Origin of the sequence: Porcipelethomonas ammoniilytica (assembly GCF_025567485.1) — a bacterium.
Taxonomy (GTDB): domain Bacteria; phylum Bacillota; class Clostridia; order Oscillospirales; family Ruminococcaceae; genus Porcipelethomonas; species Porcipelethomonas ammoniilytica.
Map to the genome: position 1 here is coordinate 44,085 of NZ_JAOQKH010000002.1, position 22,903 is coordinate 66,987.

A 22,903-nucleotide genomic window follows, 5' to 3' on the forward strand; every position below is an offset into this window, starting at 1 on the left:
TACACACGGGGCAATAAAATTACACCATAAGTTCGCATACAAGATTTGAAAATTCAACAGGATCTTCAACAGGCATACCCTCTATCATAAGAGCCTGATTGTATAAGAGCTTGCTGTACTTTTCAAGCTTGTCATTGTCAGAAGAATACAGATTTTTCAGTGTTTCAAAAACAGGGTGGTCAGGATTGATCTCCAGTACCTTGTTAGCTTGTACCTTTTGGTCGTTAGGCATAGCGTTAAAAACCTTTTCCATTTCTACGGAAACCTCGCCTTCGCTGGATAAGCATACAGGGTGTGTTTTTAGTCTCTTTGAAAGCTTTACAGACTTAACCTTACCGCTGAGCTTTTCTTCCATGAATTTGAACATATCTTTAGCGTCTTCTTCCTTTGCCTTTATCTCTTCCTTTTCTTCCGGAGTGTCAATGTCAAGGTCGCCGGCGGAAACAGACTTGAATTCCTTTTCATTGTAATTCATGAGCATTTTGATTGCAAATTCATCAACATTGTCGGTAAAGTAAAGAATTTCATAACCCTTGTCCTTGACAAGTTCAGTCTGAGGCAGATGGTCGATTCTTTCAACAGTTTCACCGCATGCATAGTAAATATATTTCTGCTCCTCGGTCATACGTGAAACATATTCGTCAAGAGTTACAAGCTTCTTTTCCTTTGAAGAATAGAACATAAGCAGATCCTTTACAGAATCCTTGTTCATGCCGTAGTTGTTGTAAACGCCGAATTTAAGCTGTAGACCGAATGCCTTGTAAAATTCCTCATATTTGTCTCTGTCATTTTTAAGAAGCTTTGTAAGTTCGTTCTTAATAGTTCTTTCAAGGCTTTTTGCAATAAGCTTTAACTGTCTGTCATGCTGGAGCATTTCTCTGGAAATGTTCAGAGATAAGTCCTCAGAATCTACAAGTCCCTTAACAAAGCTGAAATGGTCGGGGAGAAGGTCTGCGCACTTGTCCATTATCAGTACGCCGCTTGAATAAAGCTGAAGTCCCTTTTCATATTCCTTTGAGTAATAGTCATAAGGCGCTTTTGACGGAATATAAAGCAATGCATTATAAGTTGCAGTACCCTCAGTCTTTGTATGGATATGAAGAATAGGATCTGTATAGTCAAAGAACTTTTCCTTGTAGAAGCTGTTGTAATCCTCGTCTTTAAGCTCGGACTTGTTCTTTCTCCAGATAGGAATCATACTGTTGAGGGTTTCGGTTTCTGTATAGTCCTCATATTCGCTTTCCGTACCCTCTTTCAGACGGCTTTTTGTCATGTCCATCTTAATAGGGAAGCGGATATAGTCGGAATATTTTTTTATGAGGGTCTGGATTCTGTACTGTTCCAGAAATTCATCATATTTTTCATCTTCAGTATTGTTTTTCAAAGTAAGAATTATTTCAGTACCAACTGTATCCTTTGCGCACGGGCCGATCTGATATCCCTCAGCGCCTTCTGAGATCCATTCATACGCCTGATCCGAACCGTAAGCCTTGCTTCGTACAGTAACTTCTTTGGCAACCATAAATGCAGAATAGAAGCCTACGCCGAACTGTCCTATAATATCAACGTCCTCTTCAAGCTTGTTTTCATTTTTAAACTTGAATGAGCCGCTGTTGGCAATAGTACCAAGATGATTTTCAAGTTCTTCTTCTGTCATGCCTATGCCGTTGTCGGAAATTGTTATGGTTCTGGCGTCCTTATCAAGCTTTATGTTAATTGCAAAATCGTCTTTTTTAATGCCGACTTTATCATCGGTAAGGGACTTGAAATAAAGCTTGTCTATAGCGTCGCTTGCATTTGAAATAAGTTCTCTTAAAAAGATTTCCTTATGTGTATAAATTGAATTAATCATTAAGTCCAGAAGTCTTTTGGACTCGGCTTTAAATTCTTTAGTTTCCATTTTTGTCAGCTCCATATATAGTATTTAGCACTCTTTAACTTAGAGTGCTAAATATAGTATAATACATTTACAGAAAAAATCAAGAGTTTTCACAGAATTTACACAATTTATTTACAGTTTAATCACATTTTGCACATTGTAAATCAAGATATTCTTCAAGAGTAAGTCCCATTCGTTTCATTCTTTCAGCGTGAACACGTCCCACGTAACGATAGTGCCAAGGTTCGTATGTAATAGAAGTTATATGCTCTTTTCCTTTAGGATAACGCAGAATAAATCCAAATTTTGCAGCATTTTTATCAAGCCATCTGAATTCTTCCGTATTTTCAAATTCCGGATTTATTTCTCCTTTCCAGTCCATGGTCGAGATGTCCGCAGCCAGTCCGGCATTGTGCTCGCTTTGCCCCGGAACTGCTATTGACTGTGCGGTTTTGTTAAAGGCGTCCTCATAACTCATACCCTGTTTCATGTATCTTTGGATATCTTCGTTAAATAGTCCCTGCTGGTAAGAGATACTTCTGTACGCAGAAAATATCCTCAGATGTATGCCGTCTTTTAAGGCGGCGCAAATCATCTCTTTCATAGCACAGGCAGTTTTACGCTCCAACCGATATCCCTCCATGAGATCAGTCAGACATGGTTTGTAATTTTCCGGCAGTGGGTGATCCTTGTTGATTAACATTAATTTCATTTTAATCATTCCTTTCTCCAGCTTTTTGAAAAAAGCTGGGCAAAAACTTTTATATCGTTTTTAAGTTTAATTAAACATGTTTCATAAGGCTCGACAGGTAAATAAGCTGAGGATTAAGGAGAAAAATTGAAACAAGCTGGGCAAAAACTTTTATATCGTTTTTAAGTTTAATTAAACATGTTTCATAAGGCTCGACAGGTAAATAAGCTGAGGATTAAGGAGAAAAATTGAAACAAGCTGGGCAAAAACTTTTATGCCGTATTTTATTGACTTGATTTTCTTTTTAAAGACTCGCAAAGTTAATTTTGCAGTTCGTCTCTAATTTGATGGATATAATTTATATAAGGCTCGGCAGGTAAATAATTCTTTGGTGCGTTTCTTGTTGCGAAACAAGAAATGAACAAATAAGAAAATTCAAAGAAGCTTGTTTCTTTGATTTGACATCAATTACGATTTATAAAAATGCTTGTTAAAAGAGTTCTCTTTCAATAAATATGAAAAAAATAAAAAAATTAGAACTTACCTATTGACAAAATGAAAAAAATGGTATATAATAGCTATAAAGAACATTTGTTCTATGACTTGAAAAATTAAACAACGTAAATCAATGGAGGTAGATAAATGTCAAGACGTGTTTCATTTAACGCAATGGAGTTTGATTCAAAATTAAGTACCCTTGCATTTTCAGAAGATGAAGAGGAATGTACAGAAAAGAGAGAAAAAATACGTAAAATAATGGCAAGGATAATAAAAAACGATCTTACTGCAAGACAAAGAGAAATAATTGTGCTATACTATTACAATGGAAAGGGAGTGAACGAAATTGCTCAAATACTTAAAATTTGTCCGTCATCTGTTTCCAGAACTATAAAAGCTGCAAGAAATAAAATATTTAAATATATGAGATATTATTTTTTATAAGGAGAATTTATGTGAAAACGCCAATATATGATTTTCTTCAAAATTACATAAACAGCAATACTCTCAGACTTCATATGCCCGGACATAAAGGAAAAAACATTGCCGATCTTTCATATGCTATGGATATAACCGAGATTAATGGTGCGGATAGTCTTTTTGATTCGTCAGGTATTATAGAAGAAAGTGAGAAAAATGCGGCAAAACTGTTCAAAACGGTACGGACATGCTATTCTGCCGGCGGTTCGACGCTGTGTATACAGGCAATGCTTGCTATGATGAAGAGAGAAAAACGAAATGTTATAGCTATAAGGAATGTACACAGAAGCTTTCTTTCCGCATGTGTGCTGCTTGGATTAGAACCCGATTGGATTTATCCCAAGTATACAGCAGGAATCTTATCCGGTCAGATTCCTATGGATATTCTGGAGGATAAACTTAAACGTACTGAAAATTCCTGCGTTTATCTGACTTCTCCGGATTATCTGGGAAAAACGGCGGATATAAAAGAGATATCAAAGCTATGCAGGAAATATAATGCCGTACTTCTTGTGGATAATGCCCACGGCGCTCACACTGCCTTTACAGGAACACATCCGATTGCCCTTGGAGCGGATATGTGCTGTGATTCTGCCCATAAAATGTTACCTGCACTGACAGGAGCGGCATATCTGCATATTGGAAATGAAAGGTATGGGGATAGGGCAAAATCTGCAATGTCGCTTTTCGGCTCAACAAGTCCCAGTTATCTTATTATGGCTTCTCTGGACTTGTGCAACAGATATATTTCAGAGCAAATTGCCGAAGATATAAATACTACTATGTCTGCAATCGGAGATTTAAGAAAAAGAATCAACGGAAAATATACAGTATATAACGGAGAGCCTTATCATCTGACGCTTTTATGTAACGGTAATGATCTGGCAGATCAGCTGAGGGAAAAGAATATTGAATGTGAATACTCTGATAATAATGTTATCGTACTTCTTTTTTCTCCGTCGGATACTCCCGAAGAAATAAAATATATTGCCGATATGCTGATGGAGTGTGTACCTCAAAAGTCCGAAAATACTTATATCACAGATTTTCCCGTTATGGAAAAGGCTATGTCTGTTCGTGAAGCCGCACTGTCCGAATTTGAAAGTATAGACGTGGATAAAAGTGCCGGACGTATATGTGCTGCTGTGAATGTTCCGTGTCCTCCGGCAGTACCTATAGCGGTAAGCGGAGAAATTATAAATGAAAATTGTATTAAAATTTATAAAAACTATGGAATTTTAAAGGTAAATGTGATAAAATAATAATATAATAAGTAAGAGCCTGTTCAGCGCCTTTTTCCGCTAAACTTGAAAAAGATACTGAACAGGCTCTGAAGAAAGGTCGTGCTGCAATATGAAACTTATATTTGCCGTTGTAAACGGAGACGATAGTCAGGCAGTATCAAAAGCCTTGACTAAAAATGGATTTTTCGCTACTAAGCTTGCGTCAACCGGCGGATTTTTAAGCGCAGGTAATACTACGTTTATGATTTGTACGGATAATGAAAAAGTAGACAGAGTAATAGAAATAATAAGTCAGAAAAGTCATAAAAGAAAACAGTTTGTACCGTCTGCGTCATCATATGGAGTCGGAGCATATACAGCGTTTCCGGTTGAAGTATCTGTGGGCGGTGCTACAATATTTGTAACCGATGTGGAACGATTTGAAAAGGTATGAAAAATAAAATTTACGGAAATAAATTTGCGCTTGATACTTTTGAAGCAATGTTTAAAAGCGGACGCCTGCCACATTCGTTTTTGATTTACGGTGAAAAGGGACTGGGCAAAAAAGCTCTTGCCGAATATTTGTCTGCGGCGCTGCTGTGTGAAAAGGGTACCGGTATTCCATGCGGAGAATGCCGTTCATGCCGCAATGCTGAAAAGGGAGTTCATCCGGATATAATTTATCCTGAACACAGCGGAAAGCTTAATACATATACCGTTGAAACCTGCCGTCATGTATGTGCGGACGCTTTTATCGCTCCGAATAACGGCAGCGCTAAGGTATACGTTTTTACCGACGCTGATAATATTCAGCTTCCGGCACAGAATTCATTGCTTAAAATTGTAGAAGAACCGCCGGATTTTGTCTATTTTATTTTTACTGCGTCGTCAAAGGACGTTTTTCTTCCGACAATTATATCAAGAGTTACCTCAGTCGGGGTTTCTCCATGTACTTTCGACGAATGTGCGCAAGCGCTGGGTATAAAAGGCTATGAAAGCAGTCGTATATCAGAAGCTATGGAGAATTTCGGCGGAAATATCGGAATGTGCGTGGAATATCTTGAAAATGAGAGCTTAAGAGTAATTACATCATTGACAAAAAGAGCCGCTGATAGTATAATAAGCAGAGACGAATATAGTCTGCTGACGGTTATGTCCTCTGCCGAGCTTAAGGACAGGCATATGTCTGCGGTATTTCTTGAAATGCTTGACAGGATCATAAGAGATTGTACTGCTTTGAAGTTTAATAAATCCGCATCGCTTATAAGCTGCTATCCAAAGGGAGCAGAGAAGCTTGCAGACAGTATTTCGGTAAAGTCCGCTGAAAAAATTCATAATTTGCTGAATACGGCGGCGGCAGACGTAAGAGCTAATGTAAATTCAATTTTGCTGATGTCCGCATTGTGCGGAGAAATAATAAATAGTTAGGAGAGGGATAAATCCCTGTAAAATATTTTAATATGGTTGAAATTATTGGTGTAAGATTTAAACAGGTGGGAAAAATTTATTATTTTTCTCCAAAGGGTATAAAATTTGATGCCGGCGATCATGCAATCGTTGAGACTGTGAGAGGCGTTGAATGCGGAGAGGTTGTTATTGCTAACCGTAACGTAGACGAGTCTGAAATAGTTCCGCCTCTTAAAGAAATAATTCGCAAATCAACAGCTGAAGATATGAAAATTGTTGAAAAAAATCATGTTAAGGAAAAGGAAGCCTTTGACATTTGTCTTGAAAAAATTGCTTACAGACAATTAAATATGCATCTTATAGATGTTGAGTGCACTTTTGACAACAATAAGATCCTTTTTTATTTTACTGCGGAAAACAGAGTGGACTTCCGTGAACTTGTAAAGGATCTGGCTGCTGTTTTCAGAACAAGAATAGAACTGAGACAAATCGGCGTAAGGGACGAAGCGAAAATACTTGGCGGACTTGGTATCTGCGGCAGGGAATTCTGCTGTAAAAGACATCTGGGAGAATTTCAGCCTGTGTCTATAAAAATGGCAAAGGAACAGGGACTTTCACTGAATCCTTCCAAGATTTCCGGCACATGCGGACGTCTTATGTGCTGTTTAAAAAATGAGCAGTCGTCATATGAGGAGCTGCTGAAAATAACTCCTAAGGTGGGAGCGTTTGTAAAAACTCCGGAATGCAAAGGATATGTGGAAGAAGTGAATCTGATTACCGGTAAGCTGAAAATCAAACCGGAAAAAACAGACGTGCCGATTTATGCCGACAGAAAAGATGTTAAGGTTATTAAAGATGCTGAAATAAGAGTAAATAAGGAAGAACTTAAGGCGCTTAAGGATCTTGAGAAAAATTAAGGGAATGCTTGCGCATTCCCTTTGTTCGTTTTCTGTCGAGCCTTATATAAATTATATCCATCAAATTAAAGACGAACTGCAAAATTAACTTTGCGAGTCTTTAAAAAGAAAATCAAGTCAATAAAATACGGCATAAAAGTTTTTTGCTTACTTTTTTTCAAAAAAGTAAGAGAAAGGAGTAAAAATGGAGAATAAGCGTAATTATCAGCGTGAGCTTGACGATATATTAAAACGCATTGAAAAGAATGAAAAAAAGCCTGTTTTGCTGCTGCACAGCTGCTGCGGACCATGCAGCAGTTATGTGCTTGAATATCTTACGCAGTATTTTTATATAAAACTTTTTTTCTATAATCCAAATATTCAGCCGGCTGAGGAATATAACAAGCGACTGGAAGAACAGAAAAAAATCATTGATAGAATGAAGCTTGCAGACTGCGTTGAACTGATCGAAGGCAAATACAATTCCGCAGATTTTTTCAGTGAAGTAAAAGGACTTGAATCTGAACCAGAGGGTGGGAAACGCTGTGAAGTGTGTATAAAAATGAGAATGGCAGAGGCTGCGAAAGCCGCAAAACTATATAATGCAGAGTATTTTGCAACTACTCTTACGGTAAGTCCACATAAAAATGCGCCGTTTATAAATAAAACGGGCAATGAGCTTTCAGAAGAATATGGTATTGCTTATCTTGTTTCCGATTTTAAAAAGAAAAACGGCTATAAGCGTTCTATTGAGCTTTGCCGTGAGTATAATATTTATCGACAGAATTACTGCGGGTGCGTTTTCAGCTGTCAAAATCGTACGGATACTGATAATATATAAAAAAGCGGACTTTTAACGTCCGCTTTAGTTTTTATTTATTCATACTTTGTTCTGCAAGATATCTTGCAATTGACGCAGCGTCTAAGGCTGAAATTTTGCCGTCTTTGTTAAAATCGGCATGGGACGGTAATTCGTTTCCTTTTTGTTCCGCAAGCATTTTAGCGATAAAGGCAGCATCCATGGCAGTTAATTTTCCATCACAATTAGCGTCTCCGGGAATAAAATCAATGGCGGAAAATGTTAAATCTATAGTTTTATTATTATTTTCACCGGATACGGTGCTAAGGGGTTTTTCAAGTTCTTCATCAGTAAGAGTAATTTTATATGTGTATTCGGTACTGCGTTCCGTATAGTCGCTGTCTTCAATAATTATTTTATCCGTATAATAAACCGGTTGGGACTCGGCGTATGTAGGAATACCGATTTTAACTATGTAGTCACCTTCGTATTGTCCTGATTCGTAGTTAAAATTGTTGTATTCCAGATTTAAAACAAACGTGTCTGATACATGGACCTCATTGGTGTGAATAACTGTATCATACACAAGATAACCTTCAGTCGGAAATTCGGGAGTACGTTTATATATTGAAACATAAGTGTCTCTGTCTGTAGTAGTGATAATATTTACTTTTCCGCAGATGTTGTCAGGCTGGTCAGTAACAGGATTTATTATTTTTTCAGCCGCACCCGCAGATATTCCCGTAAGCATAATTGTACCCGACGATAATATCGAACAAAGTGTTTTTATTATTTTAATTTTCATTTTAACAGGCCTTTCATTATTTTTTAAAGTTTGGTACGGCAAAACCGTAGATGCATGAATCATCTATACTGTAAGATTTGGTTCTGCATGTATCGCTGCTGTTGCCTTCTACTGTGTAGACATAACCGTTTTCATAATAGTCTACGATTCCGATATGGTCGGCTACTCCGTCCGGTTCCCAGTCAAAGAAAATATAATCTCCTGACTTAGGGGTATAAGATCTGCCTTTCCACTGATTATGCGCTTTGAACCAGTCGATTCCCACCTTGCAGGATATAAAGGACGGAACGCTACCGCTCTGGACATATCCGCACTGATATGCACACCATGAGACAAAGCATGCGCACCATTCAATACGGTAATTGAAGCCGTACCATGTCCAGTAAGGTTCGCCTCCTACGTTTCCGAGCTGTGAGAGCGCTTTGAGTACTATTTCATGATTTCCCTCTGTTGCCATAGCTCCGTTTGAATAAAAAAGATAGTCTACATTGTCAATTCTGTGTCTGTAGGTAAGCATAATTCCGTTTGAATCAAAATAATATTTTGTGGTGTTGATTGTTTTCCAGCCGGTATGCTTTTTTCCGTCGTCATTGAAATAGTATGTATTTTCTCCGATTACAGTAAATCCGGTGCACATTGTGCCGTTAGTAGCGAAATAATATTCGCCCGTTGAAAGCTTCAGCCAGCCTGTAAGCATTCTGCCGTTATCGGAAAAGTAATATTTGTGGTTGTTTATGGTCTGCCAGCCGGTTTTCATTTTACCGTCAGAGCCGAAATAATACCGATAATCGCCTATTTCAGCAAGACCGGTGACCATTGCGCCGTCTTTGCCGAAATAATATGTGCTTCCGTTGATAGCTTGGAAACCGGTTACCATTTTACCGTCGGAATTAAAGTAATATTTATTATTGCTGACAGTCTGCCAGCCGGTTGCCATATAGCCGTCTGTGTTAAAATAATATACGTCTTTTTCAACGGTTATCATTTTGTCCGCAGCCCATGTACCGTCATTGTAATAAAAGCATGCTTTTCCGTTATCGAAGGACTGAAGTCCTGTCTTAATAGCTCCGCTTGAATCAAATCTGTAAGGACGTGAATCTATATACTGTTCTCCGGTATATTTGCCGATAGTATTATCGGTGTAATAATATGTTCCGCGATAATTTATCCAGCCGTAAACAGGTTCAGCGGTTTCATAATCAAAGTATACTCTTAAACCTTTTATAGTCTGCCAGCCTGTATGTACTTTTCCGGCTGGTGAAATTATGTACCATGTTCCGTTAATGTCAATAGGAGTCTGGTTATCGTCTCCGGTAATCAATACGCCGTTTTCGTCACAGCAGTACATGTATCCCTGACACTTGCCGAATCCTGTCTGCATTATACCGGTATCTTTAAAAATGTAGGTTTTTCCGTCTATTTCATGCATGCCGATAAGCTTGCCGTACTGTTTGTCGTTGTAATAAGTATTTCCCATATAGGAGATCCAGCCGTAAACAGGACTGTGAGTTTCGCTGTCAAAATATGTTCTTATTGAATTTACTGTCTGCCAGCCTGTTTTTAATGCGCCGTTAGGTGCAAAAAGATAGGATTCACCGTCTATTTCAACGATACCGTTTGCCGGAACGCCGTCAATATAGTAGAACCACCTGTTATTTTGCAAGCTCCAGCCGTCGGTTGATTCTGATGCAGATGTAGTTTCTGAGGTTTGCGGTTCTTCCGTAATATCGGTTGAAACGGTAGTTTCAGCCGCCGTTGTTTGAGCAGGCTCAGATACTTCGGGTATGGTTTCTTCGGTAATCGCCTCTGTAACTTCCTGTGTGACAACGGTTTCATCGGCATATGCGCTGAAGCATAATGCTCCTGCGGAAATTATTACTGCCGCTGCTGCCGGAAGAAATTTTAGAAATTTCATTAGCTGTAGATCACTCCTTGTATAAAAATAATATAATAAATATTATAACATTTTTCAACAAAAAAATCAATAATTTGTAAGTAAAACAACCTGATTTTTATAAATTCGGTATCTTGCCTCGGAAACGCCTGAGAATTTATGTAATATAGCGAATGGAACGCCCTTTCTTAAGGACGTTCCATTTATTTTGCTATATATTAGTATTTTCTTTATTTTTTTGTTTTTTTCTTGAATTGGTTTTTGCTTTAGCGGCAGCTCTTGCCTTGGCTTTTTCCTTAGCGGCAGCTTTTCTTTCAGCTTTTTTGTATGCTTCTTCAAAGAAGAACCGCTGAGCGTCGACAGGCGGATTGTCGTTTACTTTATAGACATAAGCGCCGTCTGGCAGCTGAATTCTTGCCTTGACATTATCCCTGAGAAGTATTTCAAACATATTCCATAGACGTTTTTTTATTTTTTCATTGTAAACGGGAGCAGCTACTTCAACACGTCTTATAGTATTTCTTGTCATATAATCGGCGGAACTGATATATATTTTTCTCCTTTTTTCAGTACCGAAAATGTAAATACGGCTGTGTTCCAGATATCTGCCGACTATACTTGTAACAGTAATATTTTCTGTAAATCCTTCAACACCTGCAATAAGACTGCATATGCCTCTGATTACCATATCAATTTTAACTCCTGCCTGAGAGGCTTCAATAAGCTTGTCTATAATTGTTTTGTCGCAGAGCGAATTGATTTTTATACCCACATAAGCTGGTTCACCGTTTCTGGCAAATTCAATTTCTTCATCGATCATTTGGAGAATAGGGTCACGCAGAGCCAGCGGTGCAATTAAAAGATGTTCGGATTCTTCTATCAAGCGGTTGTTGAGCAGTGCATCAAACAGTCTTTCAGCATCTGTTCCTATATCCGGATTGGCAGTCATAAGGGAAAGGTCGGTATAAAGAGCGGAGGTTTTTTCGTTGTAATTACCCGTGCCGATTTGAGTGATATATTCAGTTTTCTGACCGATTTTTCTTGTGATCAGCAAGAGCTTAGAGTGTACCTTTAAATCTCTGGGGCCGTAAATGATATTGCAGCCGGAATCCTGTAAGCGTCTTGACCAGCCGATATTGTTTTCTTCGTCAAAACGGGCGCGGAGTTCAACCAAAACAAGTACGTTTTTGCCGTTTTCGGCGGCGTCGCACAGCGCTTCTATGATCTGACTGTTTTTCGCAAGACGGTAAAGGGTGATTTTAATATCTGTTACCTTTGGATCCTTTGCCGCTTCGTTCAGCAGCTGAATAAAAGGCTTTATAGATTCATAAGGGTAGCTCAGGAGAATATCACGTCTTTTTATTTGGGGAATTATATTCATAGTTTCGGCTATGCTTTCGGATTTCTGAGGTACCAGCTTGTCGAATTTAAGAGAAGGATCGTTGCAGATATCTGCAATGTCTCCGGCAAAGGACAAATCAAGAGGAGTTTTAAGATAAAAAATATGTTCTTCATTTAATTCAAGCTTTTTGCATAGGAATTCCAGTGCGGGCTGACTGAAAGTTTCAGATAGCTGAAGACGTACCGGATGAAGTTTTTTTCTTTTTTTACATAGTTCTTCCATAACTTCTCTGAAGTCCAGGTCATGATCGTAAAGACCTTCTTCAACGGTTATGTCTGCGTTTCGGGTAATTCTGAAAAGTGTTTTGTCAATTATTTTGTAATTTTTGAATACGTTAGGAGCATAGTGAAGAATAAGATCTTCCGCCAGAATAAACCGTTTTCCGCCGTTAAGCAGAATTACTCTGTTGAACTGTCCGCTTGCAGGGATAATGCCGATTTTTATATTTGATTTGGACTGAATCTGCAAAGCACAGTAAATTTGTTTATTGTTGAGGAAAGGAAAGGGAGTTTTTTTATCGATAATAAGGGGGGAAATAAGAGGTTTTATTTCCTTTTTAAAATATGCTTCGAGGTATTTTTGCTCTTCGATTGAAGCTGAACGGAAATTAACCTGTTCCACGCCATGCTCCATCAGTTCAAGCATTATATTTTTGTAGGCTATATCTTTCATAGGTTCAAGTTCGTTGACCTTGTCAAATATGGCCGATAACTGCTTTTTTGCGGTCATTTGGGTTTTGTTGTCTTTCTTTTTCGGATTGACAAGCATCTGGTCGTAAAGAGAGCCTACGCGTACCATAAAAAATTCATCTAAATTACTTTGAAAAATAGCGGCGAAGTTAAGTCTTTCCAATAGCGGGACTCTTTTGTCCTGCGCTTCTTCCAGAACACGTTCATTGAATTTCAGCCAAGATAGTTCTCTGTTTTCATAAACTGCTGCTGTCATAATTTTACCTCCGTTGTTGCGATTGCTGTACAATTGTTATATTACTTATATTATATAATAAATACCGGATTTCGTCAAGAATTAATGTATAAATTTTCTTTGAATTTTACGTAAAATTTATGTAAAATGCACTTACTTTTTGTAAAAAAGGTAGTAAAAAACTTTAATTTCATTTTAAATTTTACAAAATGAGGCATGACAGGCAAATAAATGAGAAATGAGGCAGTTTAAGGCTTGGCAGACAGGGAATAAAAATATAACTTATTTAATCTGCTGTTTTAAGTTCTGTATTGGGATAATAGTGTTCCAGAATTTCCTTGTATGTTTTGCCTTCTTTTGCCATAGCATTTGCTCCGTACTGGCTCATGCCCACGCAATGTCCGTAGCCTCTTGTGGTAATTTTGAAGCCGTCGTCATACTCAATATCAAACGATGCAGAACGCAGTGAAAGAGCCGCACGTATTTCCTGACCTGTAACTGTAAGATTACCCGCCTTTATTTCCAGAACTGTATTTGACTTGCTTTTTGAAACGTCTGAAAACCATTCTTCTGGTTTATCTCCCAGTTTAATATCGTCAAAGGCGTTTTCAAGACGTTCTTTTACTTCGTCCGCAGTATATTCATATTCTTCCATATATTTGGGAGCTTCTGTGTCATAATCACTTTCGACCGGTATAAGATATTCGACTTTGCTTCCCCATACGTTTTCGGCGCTTTCTGTTGTTCCGGAAGACATAGAATGGAAGGCGGCTATAATAGGTTCATCTTCATAAACCAGTATTTCGCTTTCAACGTCTGAAACGGCGTTTTTAATTTTTTCTATATACTGTTCATAATTGTCGCCATAATACTGTTTTGCCTGATTTTCAGTAAAATATGCCTGATATTTACTGCTGTCATTGGAAAAGTAAGCACCGTTTAGCTCTTTGTCCGGAGAAGTCAGCGCCTTTTCTTTCTGACGCTGCGCATATGTATGAGCAGCGACAGCCTGGGCTTTAAGAGCTTCCGGTTCAAAGGTAGCCGGCATTTCAGCGCAGACTGCTCCGACTACGTAGTCAAACACTGAGATTTCTTCTACTTTTCCGGTAGTGATATCCAGGACTTTAAAGCTTTCCTGATCGTCGCTGGCGGCTTTATTTTCCTTTTCATTTTCTTTTTTTGAATTTTCAGACGACTCTTGAGCTTCCGTCTGTTTTTTAGTTTCTTTTTCAGAGTTTTTTGATTTGTAAACTGCCGCTGTCGGTTCGGCTGCCGATGTGTGTCTGAGTTCGGATACTGCAAGCGGAGCAGCGGGAACGGTAACAAGAAGTGCGGCAAAAATAACTGCTGCGGAAATATATGATTTCATATATATGACCTCTTTTCTTTTTTGTCTTAATTAAAAATATGAAGCAAAATCAGAAATTATATGTTTCGGCCGTTAAAGTTGACATATTTGCTGAAATCGGTTATAATAAAATTTAAATATAATAGAATGGGAGTGAGCATGTGAATAGTTTTAATGAGAATAACGGTATTAAAAGATTATGCAGCGACTTGTCCGAAAATTCCAAAATTGATCCGAAGCTTTACGACAAATTTTATGTCAAAAGAGGTCTCAGGAATAAAGACGGTACGGGAGTCGTGGCGGGAATCACCAATATCTGTAATGTACATGGCTATGTTGTAAATGAGGGTGATGTAGAGCCTATAGACGGAGAACTGATCTATCGCGGCTATAGTATTAAGGAATTGGTTGCAAACGTTGAAAAGGAAGATCGTTTCGGTTTTGAAGAAATAGCTTATCTTCTGCTTACCGGACGCCTTCCGTCAAGTAATGCGCTTAAAGGCTTTTCTGCGTATCTGGCTGAAAGAAGAGAACTTCCTCAGGGATTTGTAGTGGATATGATACTAAAGGCGCCTTCAAAGAATATTATGAATAAGCTGGGAAGAAGCGTGCTTGCCCTTTATTCTTATGACGATGAATGTGAAAATCACAGTATTGAAAACGAAATGCGCATAGCAATTGATCTTATTGCAAAACTGCCGGTTATTATGACTAATGCGTATCAGGTAAAGAAAAGTCATTATGAAAATAAAAGCATGATTATGCATCATCTGATCAAGGATTACAATACGGCGGAAACAATTCTTTCTCTTTTGCGTATGGACAGGAGTTTTACAAAGGAAGAAGCGCAGCTTCTTGATACTATGCTTATGCTGCATGCCGAGCACGGAGGAGGAAATAATTCTACTTTTACATGCAGAGTGCTTACTTCTTCGGGTACTGACGCTTATTCCGCATATGCTTCTGCAATAGGCTCTTTAAAAGGTCCTAGACACGGAGGAGCTAATATTAAGGTTATGCATATGCTTGACGATTTTAAATCTAATGTAAAAGACTGGGAAAATGAAGGTCAGGTTGCCGACCATATGAGAAAGGTACTTAATAAAGAGGCGAACGACGGCTCCGGACTTATTTACGGTATGGGACATGCAGTTTATACCCTTTCCGATCCGAGAGCGGTTATCCTTAAACGCAAGGCTTTTAATCTGGCTAAGGGCAAGGATATCGAAGCTGAATTCAGACTTCTGGATACTATTGAAAGACTGACACCGGAGCTGTTTAAGGAAGTAAAAGGAAGCGATAAGGTCGTATGTGCCAATGTGGATATGTATTCGGGTCTTGTTTACAAAATGCTTCGTATTCCGCCGGATTTGTATACGCCGCTTTTTGCAGTTTCGAGAATAGTCGGCTGGGCGGCTCACAGAATTGAGGAGATCCTTACAGGCGGAAGGATAATTCGTCCGGCATATAAGGCGGTAGCTAAAACAAGAGACTATGTACCTATTGAAAACAGATAAAAAACTGTAGTTTAAACTCAAAGCATAGGAGGAAGAATGCAATTGAATAAAATAAAATTTATAATAATGCTTTTCCCTCTTTTGCTTACGGGGTGCTCGCTGAATACTTCTATAGACGCTCTTTTGACGCCTCCTAAGCTGAGCGCTCAGCAAGAACAGATTTACAGCGCTCTGAAAAATTATACCGGTCCCAATATCAGTTTGAAATACCCCAGATCAGGCGAGAATCTTTCCGCCTTTATCGTAGACGATATTGATAACGATTCCCAGGAGGAGGCAATAGTTTTTTACAAGAAAAACGCCATTAAAACAGAAGATAATTCCCTGCGCATAAATATTCTTGACCAGGAGGATTCAGTATGGCGGTCGGTATACGACCGTGCTGCTGACGGAAATGAAGTTGAACAGGTTATGATCACAAAACTGGGAGAGCATGACAGGGTTAACATAGTTGTCGGTTACAGCCTTATAAACCAAAGTGAAAAGGTTGTGAGCATTTACGATTATTCCGACGGAAATCTGAATACTACATTTGAAAATAATTATTATTCCCTTTTTGACGCCGTAGATTTAAACGGCGACGGGAAAAAAGAATTTTTTACCGTCTTGAACCAGAGTGCTTCCCGCAGGGCGTCAGCCGCAGTTTACTATCTTGCCGAAAACGGCAATTATCTGCGTTCATCGGTTGAGCTGAACGAAAGCTATACAAATTACAGAAATCTGACCTACGGTGAATTTACCGATGATTTGAAAGCGGTTTATCTTGATGCGGAAACAAGCAGCGGAACTATTGTAACTGAAATACTTTCTGTAGACAGTGAAAACAATCTGTCTGTTGTTTTTAGTCCCGATCTTGAAAAGGAGGAGACTATGCGTCCGTCTGCTTATGAAAGTACAGATATAGACGGAGACGGATTTGTGGAAATTCCGGTTCCTGTTTCCTGTCCGGGATATGACGAATCCGAAGATGATCGGATATTTCTTACTAAATGGTATGAATTAAAAAACGAAAAGTTGGAACGGAAATATCTGAGTTATATGACTATTACCGACGGATATACTTTTATTATTCCTGAAAAATGGTACGACCATGTAACCGTTATTGTCAGCTCGGTTGATAATGAAGTAAAAATATGCAGTTATGATAAAGATCCTGAGGACTGCGTTGAAATTTTAAGAATAAAAACCGTTTCTGAAAGTGCAGAGACTGATAAGCTGTGGAATGACGGCTATGATCTGCTTCATTCAAGAGGCGATAAAATGTTTTTTATAAAAGTAAATAAGGAAAATGAATTTGTGGATTCGCCGGCGGAAATAATGATGAAATTCATTTTTGAGGATTAACGGCGGAAGGGAAATGGAGTCTTTTATGAAACGTATATTGGTATGTGAAGACGAGGATACGATACGTGACTTTGTGGTTATCAATTTAAAGCGTGCAGGATATGAAGTGCATGATGTAAACTGCGGAGAGGATGCATTAAAATTATTTGTTGAAGAAAAGGGAAATTTTGACATAGTACTGCTCGATATAATGATGCCGGGAATAGACGGATTTACAGTATGCAAAAAGCTTCGTGAAAAAAGCTCTACGCTGGGAATCATAATGCTTACTGCAAAGGCACAGGAAATGGACAAGGTAAGCGGACTTATGATGGGCGCTGACGACTATATAACTAAGCCGTTTTCACCCTCCGAGCTGACCGCAAGGGTAGACGCTATTTATAGGAGAGTCTGCATGAGTTTCGTTAAAGAGGACGAATCGACAGTACTTGAATCCGGTCCTTTCAGTCTGAACCTTAAGAGCAGGACGGTGTCAAAAAACGGAAAGCCTATTGAGCTTACGCAGGTGGAATATCAGATAATGGAGTACTTTTTAAATAATAAAAATACAGCTCTTGACCGTTCAAGTATTTTGGCTCATATCTGGGGCGATAATTATTACGGTGACGATAAGATAGTCGATGTAAATATAAGACGAATAAGAATGAAAATAGAGGATGAGCCTTCAAACCCTAAATATATTCTCACAATTTGGGGGTACGGCTATAAATGGAATGAGAAATAATTTAAACGGAGTTGCGGGTTCATTGGGTAAGAAAAGCATAACAAAACGTTGGCTGCTGAATAATATGGGAATAATCCTTATGATCATGATGGTACTGGAAATGATCCTTATTTATGTGGTTCAGAACTATTATTACAATTCGGCAAAGCAGTATCTGACTTCGAAATTGAATGCTGTTACCAGTGTTCTTTCACTTTATGCTGATGACGGCACCGTTAATTTTTCGTCAGAAGTGAGAAATATGGTTGAAAATTTTTCGGAAAAAGATAGAATGGAACTTATGGCAATAAATTCAAAAGGGAAAATCTCCATGACGTCCTCCGGATTCTCTCCTGACGCCGCAGTTTATATGTCGGATTATGAAGAAGCTATGAAAGCCGAAAATAAATACGGATATTACGTGGGCAAACAAGACAGCGGCGAGAGAATCATGGCTGTTACATATTCAATTTCTTCAATGAACTCCGAATACAGTGCGGTCAGAGTGGTGGTCTCGCTGGCAGAAGTTGACTCTGCCGTTACCGGATTTATTGTGATTTTTACAGCGACCTGTATAGGAATACTTCTCCTTCTTGCATTTACCGGATTTTATTTTATCGGTTCCATTGTAAAACCGGTTCAGCAGATAAGCGAAATAGCGGCAAAATTTGCAAAGGGAGATTTTTCCGTAAGAATAAAGCATGACAGCGACGATGAGATCGGCGATCTGTGTACGGCGATCAATCATATGGCAGACGAGCTTTCCAATGCGGACGCTATGAAAAACGAGTTTATTTCTTCTGTTTCCCACGAGCTCAGAACACCGCTGACAGCTATCAGAGGCTGGGCTGAAACTATCAGGACAGAAAGAGATCCTGTAATTTTCAAAAAAGGTATCAGAGTCATAACAAACGAAACTGAAAGACTTTCCCAGATGGTGGAGGAACTTCTTGACTTTTCAAGAATGCAGAGCGGACATTTTACCTTGCAGCAGTCTGCTATGGACGTTCTTGCCGAGTTAGGGGAGGCTGCCCTGATTTATGCCGAAAGAGCAAAGATCGAAGATATAACCATGACCTATGAAGAACCGGAAATGCTTCCGGTAGTTTACGGAGACAAAAACAGAATACGTCAAGTGTTTATCAATATTATTGATAATGCGATAAAATATTCCAACAGAGGCGGAACAGTAAAAATAGTTGCCGGAACATCTCCTGAGGGAGATATACGGGTTACCGTTGAAGATAACGGCTGTGGGATCAGAAAATCCGATCTGCCGAAAATAAAAACAAAGTTTTATAAAGCAAACCATACTAAAAAAGGTTCCGGTATCGGTCTTGCAGTCGCAGATGAAATTATTCAAATGCACGGGGGTACGCTTACTCTTGAAAGCGAAGAAGGCAAGGGTACCAAAGTTACTATAACTATTCCTCCGCAGAAGACGGAGGATAAATAACAGTCCTGTATGGACGGAAAGGCAAACGCAGATGAGTGAGAAAAATCAGCAGCATAAGTCAAAAATAGGCGGACAGGCTCTTATTGAGGGTATTATGATGAACGGGGTAAAAAAAGGCGCTATGGCGTGCCGTCTGCCGAACGGTGAGATCGATGTAGAGATATGGGATAAAAAACCGGTTACCGCATGGTACAGGAAAACTCCTTTGATAAGAGGAATTTTCAACTTTGTTATTTCTATGAAAGACGGTTATAGCTGTCTTATGAAATCTGCTGAAAAACAGATGGACGACGATGAAGCGGAAGAAGACGAAAAGCTCAGCGACAAGGCAATGAATGCTATTATGGGCGTAGTTATGGTTTTAAGCCTTGTAATCGCTGTGGGACTGTTTGTGTTCCTGCCCAAATGGATAGTGAATTTTGCTGATGTTCTGACTGTCAACAGATTTGTCCGCTCATTAGCTGAAGGTATCATAAAAATTATAATTTTTATAGGTTATCTTGCGGCTACTGCATTGATGAAGGACGTAAAGCGTACATATGAGTATCACGGAGCGGAGCATAAAACTATAGCATGCTTTGAAGCCGGACTGGAGCTTACTGTTGAAAATGTTAAAAAGCAGGTTAGATTTCACCCCAGATGCGGAACAAGCTTTATATTTATTACTCTTATTATCAGTATACTTGTAATGTGTCTTGTGCCGTTTACTGTGGTATGGCAGCGTGTGCTTTCAAGCGTTATTCTTCTGCCGCTTATGGTGGGGATATCCTATGAGCTGATACGTATTGCCGGACGTTATGAAAATATTTTTACAAAAATTCTTTCAGCCCCGGGACTGTATATACAGCGTCTTACAACCAAAGAACCGGACGATAAGGAAATTGAGTGCGCTATTGCCGCTATAAAGCCATGTATACCTGATAATCTTGAGGAGGATAAGTGGTGACCGCTCCGGAGCTTTATTTTCATGCAAAAAAAATATTTGAATGCAATAATATTGAATCTGCGTCCTTTGAAGCTATGTGTATTCTGGAACATGTTTTCGGAAAGAAACTTTCAGTACTTCTTCTGGAAAAACCAACCGCTTCAGAGGAGCAGAAAAATACCGTCAATAATTTAGCGTACAGGAGAATCAGCGGATATCCACTTCAATATCTTTTAGGAAAATGGGAATTTTTCGGTTTGCCCTTTTATGTAGGGGAGGGAGTTTTAATTCCAAGACAGGATACTGAAACTCTTGTTGAAACGGTACTAAAAATCAAACTGCCTGAAAATCCTAAGATTTTGGATCTTTGCAGCGGCAGCGGTTGTATTGGGGTATCTCTTGCACTGAATATAAAAAATGCCGATGTTACTGCCGTTGAAATTTCAGATAAAGCGGCTGAATACATAAAGAAAAATGCAGAACTCAATAATACTGACTTAAATATAGTCAAGGACGATGTTATGTCAGAGAAAACGGCGGAAATATTCAGCGGAATTGATGCAATAGTCTGTAATCCGCCTTATCTTACGGCTGAGGATATGAAATCCCTGCAAAAAGAAGTAACATTTGAACCTGAAACTGCTCTGTTTGGAGGTAAGGACGGTCTTGATTTTTATAGAAGCATTACAAAAATCTGGAAAGATTGTCTTAAATCAGGGGGTATTCTTGCCTATGAGATAGGTATGGGACAGGAAGACGCCGTTATGAAAATACTTGAAGAAAATAATTTTATTAATATAGAAATGACAGAAGATTTATCCGGAATAATACGGGTTGTCCGTGGAGAAAAAATTTAACGGAGGAATACAAAATGGCAAAATCAGACTTAAAGAAAAAAGTAAAAGCGATAGCTGTTCCAGTAACTAAGGACGAAAAGAAAAAAGCACTTGAAAGTGCCATAGCTCAGATAGAAAAGAATTTCGGAAAAGGAGCTATAATCAAGCTCGGTGCTAATCAGACTATGAAGGTTGACGCTATTCCTACCGGTTCTATGGGATTGGATCTTGCTTTGGGTATAGGCGGCGTTCCAAGAGGACGAATTGTTGAGCTTTACGGTCCGGAAAGCTCAGGTAAAACAACTGTAGCACTGCATATTATTGCAGAAGCTCAGAAACAGGGCGGAGAAGTTGCATTTGTAGACGTTGAACACGCTCTTGATCCTAAATATGCGGCAGCTGTGGGCGTTGATGTTGACAATCTTTTAGTGTCACAGCCTAACAGCGGTGAAGAAGCTCTTGAGATCATGGAAGCACTTGTAAGATCCGGTGCTATTGATGTTGTGGTACTGGACTCTGTTGCGGCTCTTACTACAAAAGCTGAAATCGACGGCAATATGGGGGACTCCAATGTAGGTCAGCTTGCAAGACTTATGTCACAGGCAATGAGAAAGCTTACTCCGCTTCTTTCAAAAACAAACTGCGTTGCCGTATTTATTAATCAGATTCGTGAAAAGATCGGCGTAATGTACGGTAATCCTGAGACGACTCCGGGCGGACGTGCTTTGAAATTCTACTCATCTGTAATTATTGACGTCAGAAAAGGAGAACCTATAAAGAACGGTACTGAACTGATAGGAAACCGTACTAAGATTAAAGTTAAGAAAAATAAGGTGGCTCCGCCGTTTAAGGAATGTGAGTTCGATATTATTTTCGGTAAGGGTATTTCAAGAATGGGCGAGGTACTGGATATTGCAGTTGAACTGGATATAATCAAAAAGAGCGGTTCTTGGTTCAGCTATGACGGAAAAAAGCTTGGTCAGGGACGAGATAATGTTAAAAAGGCGCTTGAAGAAAATCCTGAAATGCTTAAAGAGATAGAGCAGAAGGTCATGGAAAATAAGGACGCACTTGAAGCTGCGGCAAGTACTGTTTCAAGTAAAAGCAAGCTTGAGGAAGCGGCAGAAAATGCAGCAGGTACTGAAGATATAGACGAAATTGTAGGCAGTATGACAGACAGCTTTGACGACATTGATCCCGTTGTTAACGCAGAAGACGATTTTGAAGAATTTACTCCTGCCGAATAAAATATAATGGTAATTACAACGCTTGAAAAATATAAGGGTGAAATGTTCTGTGTTATAGCAGACGGTAATAAAAGAGCTTATCTTCACAGGGATATTATAAGCAAATTTCAGCTTCAAGAGGGTATGGAAATAAGCAGAGAAAGGTTTGCAGAAGTACTGTTTGCATCGGAACTGAGACGTGCGGCAAGGAGAGCCATGTACCTTATAAATGAAAGGGAATATTCTTATATCGGACTTTTTGAAAAGCTTATCAAAAACTATCCGGAGGATATCTGCTATAAGGTAGCTGATATGATGGCGGCAAAGGGGTATGTAAACGACCGCAGATTTGCTGAGGGACTGGTCTATAATTATGCACATTGTAAGCTTTATGGTCCTAAAAGAGTTCGTCAGGAGCTTTTTAAAAGGGGTATAAGAGGACGTGTTGCCGATGAGGCTGTTGAAAGCTGTTATAATGGTCTGTATGATAGATTGGAAGTACTTATAGAAAAGAAGTATGCCGGATATCTTGAAGATTCGGAAGATTTAAAATCAGTTAATAAGGTTAAAAACGGACTTGTAAGAGCCGGATATGACTATGATGACATTAATAAAGCTATAAAAGATTTTTTGGAAAAATAAGGAGGGCA

The 22,903-nt window shown here is 38.9% G+C and carries 20 protein-coding genes; 14 read left to right on the plus strand and 6 right to left on the minus strand.

Translation table 11 applies throughout. The annotated features are described in order from the left end of the window. Positions 1 to 19 precede the first annotated feature (19 nt). Entirely contained in the window at positions 20 to 1,900 is a 1,881-nt protein-coding gene (gene htpG, locus OCV67_RS01780) for a molecular chaperone HtpG (protein ID WP_147642150.1), read from the minus strand. Between the two features lie 118 nt (positions 1,901 to 2,018). Further along, complete coding sequence (locus OCV67_RS01785) at positions 2,019 to 2,591, minus strand: M15 family metallopeptidase (protein WP_178084958.1); 573 nt, start codon at positions 2,589 to 2,591, stop codon at positions 2,019 to 2,021. Between the two features lie 621 nt (positions 2,592 to 3,212). Here OCV67_RS01785 and OCV67_RS01790 point away from each other — a divergent pair. The 6 genes from OCV67_RS01790 (at position 3,213) to OCV67_RS01815 (ending at position 7,915) form a co-directional block, all read left to right on the plus strand. Then, positions 3,213 to 3,512 carry an RNA polymerase sigma factor gene (locus tag OCV67_RS01790; RefSeq protein ID WP_147642152.1) on the plus strand — a complete coding sequence of 100 codons (300 nt, stop codon included), beginning with the start codon at positions 3,213 to 3,215 and terminating at the stop codon, positions 3,510 to 3,512. 11 nt (positions 3,513 to 3,523) lie between these two features. After that, positions 3,524 to 4,810 (plus strand): aminotransferase class I/II-fold pyridoxal phosphate-dependent enzyme, encoded by a 1,287-nt coding sequence (locus OCV67_RS01795; protein ID WP_147642153.1) that lies wholly within the window; start codon positions 3,524 to 3,526, stop codon positions 4,808 to 4,810. A 91-nt stretch (positions 4,811 to 4,901) separates the two neighbouring features. Beyond that, positions 4,902 to 5,225 (plus strand): cyclic-di-AMP receptor, encoded by a 324-nt coding sequence (locus tag OCV67_RS01800; protein ID WP_147642154.1) that lies wholly within the window; start codon positions 4,902 to 4,904, stop codon positions 5,223 to 5,225. After that, complete coding sequence (locus tag OCV67_RS01805; RefSeq protein WP_147642155.1) at positions 5,222 to 6,199, plus strand: DNA polymerase III subunit; 978 nt, start codon at positions 5,222 to 5,224, stop codon at positions 6,197 to 6,199. Before OCV67_RS01800 ends, OCV67_RS01805 begins: the two co-directional genes overlap by 4 nt. 32 nt (positions 6,200 to 6,231) lie before the next feature. Further along, positions 6,232 to 7,095 carry a PSP1 domain-containing protein gene (locus tag OCV67_RS01810; RefSeq protein ID WP_147642156.1) on the plus strand — a complete coding sequence of 288 codons (864 nt, stop codon included), beginning with the start codon at positions 6,232 to 6,234 and terminating at the stop codon, positions 7,093 to 7,095. Between the two features lie 184 nt (positions 7,096 to 7,279). Beyond that, positions 7,280 to 7,915, plus strand: coding sequence for an epoxyqueuosine reductase QueH (locus OCV67_RS01815; protein WP_147642157.1), 636 nt, complete (start codon positions 7,280 to 7,282; stop codon positions 7,913 to 7,915). 31 nt (positions 7,916 to 7,946) lie between these two features. Here OCV67_RS01815 and OCV67_RS01820 read toward each other — a convergent pair whose 3' ends face one another. The 4 genes from OCV67_RS01820 to spoIID form a co-directional block, all read right to left on the minus strand. Beyond that, positions 7,947 to 8,678 carry a dockerin type I repeat-containing protein gene (locus OCV67_RS01820; RefSeq protein ID WP_147642158.1) on the minus strand — a complete coding sequence of 244 codons (732 nt, stop codon included), beginning with the start codon at positions 8,676 to 8,678 and terminating at the stop codon, positions 7,947 to 7,949. A 16-nt stretch (positions 8,679 to 8,694) separates the two neighbouring features. Next, positions 8,695 to 10,593: a CHAP domain-containing protein gene (locus tag OCV67_RS01825; protein ID WP_147642159.1), complete on the minus strand. Its 1,899-nt coding sequence runs from the start codon at positions 10,591 to 10,593 to the stop codon at positions 8,695 to 8,697. A 190-nt stretch (positions 10,594 to 10,783) separates the two neighbouring features. Beyond that, the gene (gene ppk1, locus OCV67_RS01830; protein WP_147642160.1) at positions 10,784 to 12,919 is read right to left on the minus strand and encodes a polyphosphate kinase 1; all 2,136 of its coding nucleotides are present in this window, start codon (positions 12,917 to 12,919) and stop codon (positions 10,784 to 10,786) included. A 265-nt stretch (positions 12,920 to 13,184) separates the two neighbouring features. Further along, a complete protein-coding gene (gene spoIID, locus OCV67_RS01835) occupies positions 13,185 to 14,267 on the minus strand; it encodes a stage II sporulation protein D (RefSeq protein ID WP_147642161.1) in 1,083 nt (360 codons plus the stop codon). A gap of 140 nt (positions 14,268 to 14,407) precedes the next feature. On the opposite strand from spoIID, the gene OCV67_RS01840 reads away from it, so the two are divergent. From OCV67_RS01840 to OCV67_RS01875, 8 genes are read left to right on the plus strand one after another with little or no spacing between them, the layout of a single operon-like run. After that, positions 14,408 to 15,763, plus strand: a complete 1,356-nt coding sequence (locus OCV67_RS01840; RefSeq protein WP_147642162.1) for a citrate/2-methylcitrate synthase — start codon at positions 14,408 to 14,410, stop codon at positions 15,761 to 15,763. Between the two features lie 42 nt (positions 15,764 to 15,805). Further along, on the plus strand, positions 15,806 to 17,107 hold the full coding sequence (locus OCV67_RS01845; protein ID WP_147642163.1) for a hypothetical protein: 1,302 nt from the start codon (positions 15,806 to 15,808) through the stop codon (positions 17,105 to 17,107). 25 nt (positions 17,108 to 17,132) lie between these two features. Next, the gene (locus tag OCV67_RS01850) at positions 17,133 to 17,831 is read left to right on the plus strand and encodes a response regulator transcription factor (RefSeq protein WP_147642164.1); all 699 of its coding nucleotides are present in this window, start codon (positions 17,133 to 17,135) and stop codon (positions 17,829 to 17,831) included. After that, complete coding sequence (locus tag OCV67_RS01855) at positions 17,821 to 19,266, plus strand: sensor histidine kinase (protein ID WP_262644175.1); 1,446 nt, start codon at positions 17,821 to 17,823, stop codon at positions 19,264 to 19,266. Before OCV67_RS01850 ends, OCV67_RS01855 begins: the two co-directional genes overlap by 11 nt. Before the next feature lie 31 nt (positions 19,267 to 19,297). After that, a complete protein-coding gene (locus OCV67_RS01860) occupies positions 19,298 to 20,212 on the plus strand; it encodes a DUF1385 domain-containing protein (protein ID WP_147642165.1) in 915 nt (304 codons plus the stop codon). Beyond that, the gene (prmC, locus tag OCV67_RS01865; RefSeq protein ID WP_262644177.1) at positions 20,209 to 21,048 is read left to right on the plus strand and encodes a peptide chain release factor N(5)-glutamine methyltransferase; all 840 of its coding nucleotides are present in this window, start codon (positions 20,209 to 20,211) and stop codon (positions 21,046 to 21,048) included. Before OCV67_RS01860 ends, prmC begins: the two co-directional genes overlap by 4 nt. Positions 21,049 to 21,062: 14 nt before the next feature. Continuing rightward, the gene (gene recA / locus OCV67_RS01870; RefSeq protein ID WP_147642166.1) at positions 21,063 to 22,274 is read left to right on the plus strand and encodes a recombinase RecA; all 1,212 of its coding nucleotides are present in this window, start codon (positions 21,063 to 21,065) and stop codon (positions 22,272 to 22,274) included. 6 nt (positions 22,275 to 22,280) lie between these two features. Then, the gene (locus tag OCV67_RS01875; protein ID WP_147642167.1) at positions 22,281 to 22,895 is read left to right on the plus strand and encodes a regulatory protein RecX; all 615 of its coding nucleotides are present in this window, start codon (positions 22,281 to 22,283) and stop codon (positions 22,893 to 22,895) included. Positions 22,896 to 22,903 lie beyond the last annotated feature (8 nt).